Here is a 6698-nt window from a genome sequence, read left to right on the forward strand (position 1 = left end):
TTGAAATGCCGCAGCGCAAGCCCCCCGGGCTGCTACTTTTTGTCAGCGGCAGTGACTACGCCGGTTCCGACAACTCCGATCAGGCCGACTGGAAGGTGATCTTGCGGCGCAGGAACTGAGTCGCGCGGTCCGACACCTTGCGCGGATCGCCGGTGGTCAGGAACATAGACTCCTCGCCCGGCCCGGTCATGCCGGGATGTCGCTCCAGGTAATCGGCCAGGCTTTCGGCCACCAGGTTGGCCTGCGAATAAACCTTCACATCCGGCCCCAGGGCATCCTGGAACACGTCCTGCATCAGCGGATAGTGGGTGCAGCCCAGGATCGCGGCCTCGGGATTGGGCATCTTGCGCTTCAGCGCATCGACATGCGATCGGACAAGGGCTTCGGCCAGGATCATATCGCCGTCTTCTATGGCATCGACCACGCCACCGCAGGCCTGCGCCTCAACGTCCACCCCGATGGCGCGGAACGCCAGTTCGCGCTGGAATGCGCGGCTCGCCACGGTGGCGGGGGTGGCGAACAGTGCCACGTGCTTCACCTCGACTTCGCGCGGCGGGCTGTTATCGCCCCAGCTGCGTTCGGTCAGCGCCTCGATCAGCGGCACGAACACGCCCAGCACGCGCTTGTTCGGTGGAATCCAGCTTTCCTGCATCCGGCGCAGCGCGGCGGCCGAAGCGGTGTTACAGGCCAGGATCACAAGATCGCAACCGGCGTCCCACATCCGTTCCACCGCATTGGTGGTCAGGTTGTACACGTCATCGGCATCGCGCACCCCGTAAGGCGCATTGGCGTTGTCGCCGAAATAGACCACCGGAACGTCGGGCAGCCGCTTGACCACGGCGTCCAGCACCGTCAATCCGCCCAGACCACTGTCGAAAATGCCTACTGCCATTTTTCCTGCCACCTGCAATGCGCTTATGCGCGGTGTTTCTCTTCGAACTCATACCCGTATGAAAGGGACTTGAGCGGTGTTGGGCAAAGCTCATACGTCGCTTTGCGGAGGAAATCCATCAATGCTTTCGCATCCCGTTGCCGCGCTTCGATCTCGGCCCGTTCAATCGGTTTACCGACGACAATGCGCACCGGCGTGTCGACCCGCCGGGCGAATTCTTTGATCAAAAGCCCCATGCGCAGGGTGTTGTGCATATGGCTGGCGATCTGGAACAACCGGCTGGTATGACCGTCGAAGAAGACAGGCACCACGACGGCATCGGATTTCGCCACCATCCGCGCGGTGAAATTGCGCCAACCGGGATCCATCGGGCGGGCAAAGGGCGTGGCCCCGGTCGATACGGTGCCGCCCGGGAACACCCCTACCGCGCCGCCCTGCCCCAGGTAGCTCAGGCATTCCTTACGGGTCCGCAAATTCAACTGCAGCGCCTCTTTGGTTTCGTCAAAGGACACCGGCAAAATGACCCGGTTCAGGTCCGCGGCCTTGCGGAACACCTGATGCGCCAGAATGCGGAAATCGCCGCGCGTACGCGCCAGGATATGGCCCATCATCAGACCATCGAGGATACCGTAAGGATGATTGGCGATCAGGATCAGGGGACCGGTCGCCGGAATGTTCGACAACGCCCCGCCGACGACATCCAGCGTCAGCCCGTAGCGCTCCACCATTACCTGCCAGAAATCATCGCCATTGGCGACGTCGAGGTCGTAGCCCCGTGCCCGTTTGATCAAACCCAGGCGACCGGTGACGTTTTCCATCACCCGGATCATCGTCCGCCCGGAACGGCTTTGCGCCGAATGAGCATAACTGATGTCGCGCGCGATTTGGTGTTTCGAAGACATGCCTGCCCGGCCAGAAAAGAGAATCACCGACTGATTAGAAAATCAGGCGCGTTCTGAACAGGGGAAAACGGGCCGATCGGCCCCGGGCGGCATCAAACCGCCCGGAACCGTTTCGATCATTCCGCCGCCGTGGCCATCGCCGCGCCGGGATTTGCGATCTGGTCCAACAGCGCCTCGCGCTGTTTCGCCGCCTTCGCTTCGTTCTCGGCCTTGACCGGACCGAAGCCGCGGATTTGCAGCGGCAATTCGGCCAGCGCGACAGCTGCGTCCATGATTTCGGGCGACAGTTTTTTCGCCAGCTCCGCCATGTCGGCCTCGTATTGCTTGATCAGCGCGCGTTCCATTCGCCGTTCCGCGGTGCGCCCGAACGGATCGAACGGGGTGCCGCGCAAGCCCTTCATCCGGGCCAGAACACGGAACCAGCGCATCATACCCGGACCGAATTCGCGTTTTTCCGGCCGGCCGTTCGCGCCCATCTTGGACAGGATCGGCGGCGACATGTGGAATTTCATTTTGAAATCACCGTCGAATTCCGCCTCGGCCTTTGACTGGGTGTCCAGCAGCAGCCGCGCGACTTCGTATTCGTCCTTGTAGGCCAGCAGCTTGTGATAGCCCTTCGCCACCGCTTCCTTCATCCGCGGATCGTCGAAACGATCGACCAGCTTGCGGTATTTCTTGGCCAGGCGCTTGCCCTGATATTCGATCAGCTTGTCGGCGCGGAAATCGATTTTTTCCTGCAGCGACAGCGGCTTTTCGACCACCTTCGGGCTCAGCAGCGATGCCGCCTCTTCCGGGTGCAGCGCCGCCCAGCGGCCGATTTCGAAGGCGCGCAGGTTGCGCTCCACAGCCGCGCCGTTCAGCGTGATCGCGTCGATCAGCGCTTCGTGGCTCAGCGGCACCAGGCCACGCTGCCAGGCCGCGCCGAAGATCATCATGTTGGAGAAGATCGAATCCCCCAGCGTGACGCGGGCGAGTTCCGAGGCGTCGAACAGGATCACCTTGTCCTGCAGCCGCGCCTGTAGTTGCAGTTCCAGCCGGTCGGAGGGCAGCTGTAATTCGGTGTTGCGGGTGAAATCGCCGGTGATGATTTCGTGACTGTTGACCACCGCGCCGGTCTTGCCGGTCCGGGTCAGGCCGAGGGTCTTGGCCCCTGCCGACACCACCAGGTCGCCGCCGATCAGCGCATCGGCCTCGCCCGTGGCGACGCGTACCGCGCTGATATCATCGGGTTTCTCGGCGATCCGGCAATGGATGTGAACGGCGCCGCCCTTTTGCGCCAGCCCTGCCATTTCCATCATGCCCGCGCCCTTGCCATCGATCTGCGCAGCCTGTGCCAGAACCGCGCCGATGGTTACAACCCCGGTACCGCCGACGCCCGTGATCACCACGTTGAAGGTACCGTCGATCGCCGGGATTTCCGGCTGCGGCAGATGCGGCAGGTCCAGTTGTGCGGTTTCGGCCTTTTTCGGCTGCGCCCCTTCGACGGTGACGAAGCTGGGGCAGAACCCGTTCAGGCAGCTGAAATCCTTGTTGCAGCTGGATTGGTCGATAGCGCGCTTGCGGCCCAGTTCGGTTTCCACCGGCACGATCGACACGCAGTTCGACTGCACCCCGCAATCGCCGCAGCCTTCGCAGACATCGGTGTTGATGAACACCCGGCGATCGGGATCGGGGAACAGCCCGCGCTTGCGCCGACGCCGTTTTTCGGCGGCACATGTCTGAATATAAACAATGGCCGACACACCTCTGATCTTGCTTAACTTTTCCTGAACCGACATCAGATCCGCGCGTTCGTGCTTTTCGACACCCGCCGGGAAGGCGTTCAGATCGACCTCTTCCTTTTCGTCATAGACGACGGCGATGTTCTGCACCCCCATCGCCTTCAGTTCGTCCACGATCCGGTAGGCGGTCAGGTCGCCTTCGTTCTTCTGGCCGCCGGTCATCGCCACGGCGTCATTGAACAGGATCTTGTAGGTGATGTTGGTGCCGGCGGCCAATGCGGCGCGGATCGCCTGCACCCCGGAATGGTTATAGGTGCCGTCGCCCAGGTTCTGGAACACGTGGTCGCGGTTGGAAAACGGCGCCTCGCCAATCCAGTTCGCACCCTCGCCGCCCATATGGGTGAAGCCAAGCGTGTCGCGGTCCATCCACTGCACCATGTAATGGCAACCGATCCCGGCATAGGCGCGGCTGCCCTCGGGGATCTTGGTCGAACTGTTATGCGGACAGCCGGAACAGAAATACGGCAGGCGGGATGCGATTTCCTCGGCATTGTCGTTGCGGCGCACTTCCTCCAGCGCGGCCAGCCCGGCCTTGATGCCGTCGGTGCCACGGCCTTCGTCGATCAGGATCTTGCCCAGGCGTTCGGCGATCATGATCGGGTCAAGCGCGCCCTTGGTCTGGAACAGTTCCTCGCCATGCATCGATCCGGCGCCGCCGCCCATGTGCCAGCCATAGACTCGCCGCCCGCGGCGGTCGTCGAAGATCGCTTCCTTGACCTGCACCTCGATCAGCTTGCGCTTTTCCTCGACCACCACGATCAGGTCCAGCCCCTCGGCCCAGTCGCTGAACCCTCGCATGTCGAGCGGGAAGGTCTGTCCGACCTTGTAGGTGGTAATGCCAAGGCGTTCCGCCTCGCCCTCGTCGATGTTCAGCAGTTCCAGCGCGTGGACCAGGTCGAGCCAGTTCTTGCCGGCCGCGACGAAACCGATCTTGGCGCCCGGCTTGCCCCACATCCGCTTGTCCATCTTGTTGGCATGGGAAAACGCCTCGGCGGCGAAGCGCTTGTAATCGATCATCCGCGCTTCCTGTTCGGTCGGATTGTCGATCAGCCGGATGTTCAGCCCGCCCGGCGGCATGTCGAATTCCGGCGTCACAAGCTGCATCCGGTCGATGCGACCATCGACGACGGCGGTGGCCTCGATCGTGTCCTTCATCGTCTTGAGGCCCACCCAGAGACCGGAAAACCGGCTCAGCGCGATGCCGTAGATACCGTAATCGAGGATTTCCTGCACACCCGCTGGGCTGACAACCGGCATGTAGGCATCGACCATCGCCCATTCCGATTGGTGCAGCACGGTGGAGGATTCGCCGGTGTGGTCATCGCCCATCGCCATCAGGACACCGCCGTTCTTCGACGTGCCCGCCATGTTGGCGTGGCGCATCACGTCGCCGGTGCGGTCTACCCCCGGCCCCTTGCCGTACCACAGCCCGAACACGCCGTCGAACTTGCCCTCGCCACGCAGTTCGGCCTGCTGACTGCCCCAGAGCGCGGTGGCAGCAAGGTCTTCGTTCAACCCCTCCTTGAACAACACGTCGGCCTCGGCCAGCTGCTTGGCGGCGCGGTTCATCTGTAGATCGACCGCCCCGAGCGGCGACCCGCGATACCCGGTCACATAACCAGCAGTGTTCAACCCCGCCGCCTTGTCGCGTGCCTTCTGGGTCAGCATCAGCCGTACCAGTGCCTGCGTTCCGTTCAATAGAACGGGTGATTTTTCCAGATCGAAGCGATCCGTTAGCGAAACCTTCTGGCGTGTCATTATGCGTCCTCCCCACACGGCATACATTGCTCGAATATAGAGCAATAATAGGTCACAAACTTTGACCTACCAAGGAAAAATTTTTACTTTTCTGTACAGATAGTCATTGAAACCCCTTAAAGTCCAAACTGTTTCGTGTAAGTGGGCCGGACAAATCTGAAAGTTGTCGGAATGGACTGGGATAAACTAAGAATCTTTCACGCGGTGGCCGATGCCGGCAGCCTGACGCATGCCGGCGATGTGCTGCATTTGTCGCAATCGGCGGTCAGCCGACAGGTGCGCGCACTGGAGGAAAGCCTCAACACCACGCTTTTCCACCGCCATGCGCGGGGGCTGATTCTCACCGAACAGGGCGAATTGCTGTTCGATGCGACCCGCGCGATGGCCAAGCGTCTGGAAGCCGCCGAAGCGCGCATCCGCGACAGCGAGGAAGAAGTGTTCGGTCAACTGCGGGTGACCACGACGATCGGGTTCGGATCGCTGTGGCTGGCGCCGCGCCTGCCCAAGCTCTACGAAAAATACCCAGACCTGAATATCGACCTGATGCTGGAAGAACGCGTGTTGGACCTGCCGATGCGCGAAGCCGACCTGGCGATCCGCATGAAGGAGCCCAGCCAGGCCGACCTGATCCGCAAGCGACTGATGTCGGTTCGGATGCTTCTGTATGCATCGCCAGCCTATCTGGAACGCTTCGGCACGCCGGAAAAGATCGAGGATATCGCCGGCCACCGGTTGATCAGTCAGAACCCGAATTCGGCGCAGGTCGGCGCGGGCGCCAACCTGGTGCAGCACCTGATGACCTATGACGTCAAATCAATGCTGACCGTGAACAACTACTTCGGCGTTCTGCAGGCGGTGATCAACGACCTCGGAATTGGCGTGCTGCCGAATTACCTGCTGCATGATTTCCCCAATCTGGTGCGTGTCCTACCGGATGTTCAGTCGGTCGAAGTCCCGGTTTTTCTCGCCTATCCCGAAGAGCTGCGGCACTCCAAGCGAATTTCTGCCTTCCGCGATTTCGTGCAGGACGAAATCATTTCCTATCGCAAACAGATGAAAAATCAGGCGCTTATCTAACACGTTAAGAAAGCTATGCGCTGTCTGCATAACAGCCATGCTGCACCTGCGGCAATAAGGTGCTTGATCGATTCACCTCTGATGCCTATTTGAGCTTTCGACGGTGATGCTGAAGCTTTTAGCATCATCTTCATACCTCCCTGTTGGACTTGGCCGAGCTTCGTGCTCGGCCTTTTTTTTTGCGCAGCACAAAATTCGGGCGCAGGCCGGGTGACCTGCCACTGAACTTTCAACCAGTCGGAACCGGAGCCCTTTGGATTGATACGCCGATTGGCGCAGGTGGAGCAA

At 61.0% G+C, this 6698-nt stretch carries 4 protein-coding genes and 1 pseudogene; 1 reads left to right on the forward strand and 4 read right to left on the reverse strand.

The window, feature by feature from the left end; genetic code table 11:
• Positions 1-79: 79 nt before the first annotated feature.
• The 3 genes from murI to IT775_RS02510 form a co-directional block, all read right to left on the reverse strand.
• Positions 80-892: a glutamate racemase gene (gene murI / locus IT775_RS02500; RefSeq protein ID WP_212699476.1), complete on the reverse strand. Its 813-nt coding sequence runs from the start codon at positions 890-892 to the stop codon at positions 80-82.
• Positions 893-915: 23 nt separating this feature from the next.
• Entirely contained in the window at positions 916-1794 is an 879-nt protein-coding gene (locus tag IT775_RS02505) for a lysophospholipid acyltransferase family protein (RefSeq protein WP_212699477.1), read from the reverse strand.
• Between the two features lie 116 nt (positions 1795-1910).
• Positions 1911-5333 carry an indolepyruvate ferredoxin oxidoreductase family protein gene (locus tag IT775_RS02510; protein ID WP_212699478.1) on the reverse strand — a complete coding sequence of 1141 codons (3423 nt, stop codon included), beginning with the start codon at positions 5331-5333 and terminating at the stop codon, positions 1911-1913.
• Between the two features lie 171 nt (positions 5334-5504).
• On the opposite strand from IT775_RS02510, the gene IT775_RS02515 reads away from it, so the two are divergent.
• The gene (locus tag IT775_RS02515) at positions 5505-6410 is read left to right on the forward strand and encodes a LysR family transcriptional regulator (RefSeq protein ID WP_212699479.1); all 906 of its coding nucleotides are present in this window, start codon (positions 5505-5507) and stop codon (positions 6408-6410) included.
• On the opposite strand, the pseudogene IT775_RS02520 reads toward IT775_RS02515, so the two are convergent.
• A pseudogene (locus IT775_RS02520) lies at positions 6407-6698 on the reverse strand (hypothetical protein); the annotation flags it as partial. The gene IT775_RS02515 and the pseudogene IT775_RS02520 overlap by 4 nt on opposite strands.

The sequence above is a fragment of the Thalassovita aquimarina genome, from assembly GCF_018219815.1.
In the GTDB taxonomy this organism is placed as follows: domain Bacteria; phylum Pseudomonadota; class Alphaproteobacteria; order Rhodobacterales; family Rhodobacteraceae; genus Thalassobius; species Thalassobius aquimarinus.

Excerpts from the sequence above, each read along its gene's own strand:
- IT775_RS02515 (WP_212699479.1), top strand. The coding sequence starts at position 5,505 with ATGGACTGGGATAAACTAAGAATCTTTCACGCGGTGGCCGATGCCGGC.
- IT775_RS02510 (WP_212699478.1), bottom strand. The coding sequence starts at position 5,333 with ATGACACGCCAGAAGGTTTCGCTAACGGATCGCTTCGATCTGGAAAAA.
- murI (WP_212699476.1), bottom strand. The coding sequence starts at position 892 with ATGGCAGTAGGCATTTTCGACAGTGGTCTGGGCGGATTGACGGTGCTG.
- IT775_RS02505 (WP_212699477.1), bottom strand. The coding sequence starts at position 1,794 with ATGTCTTCGAAACACCAAATCGCGCGCGACATCAGTTATGCTCATTCG.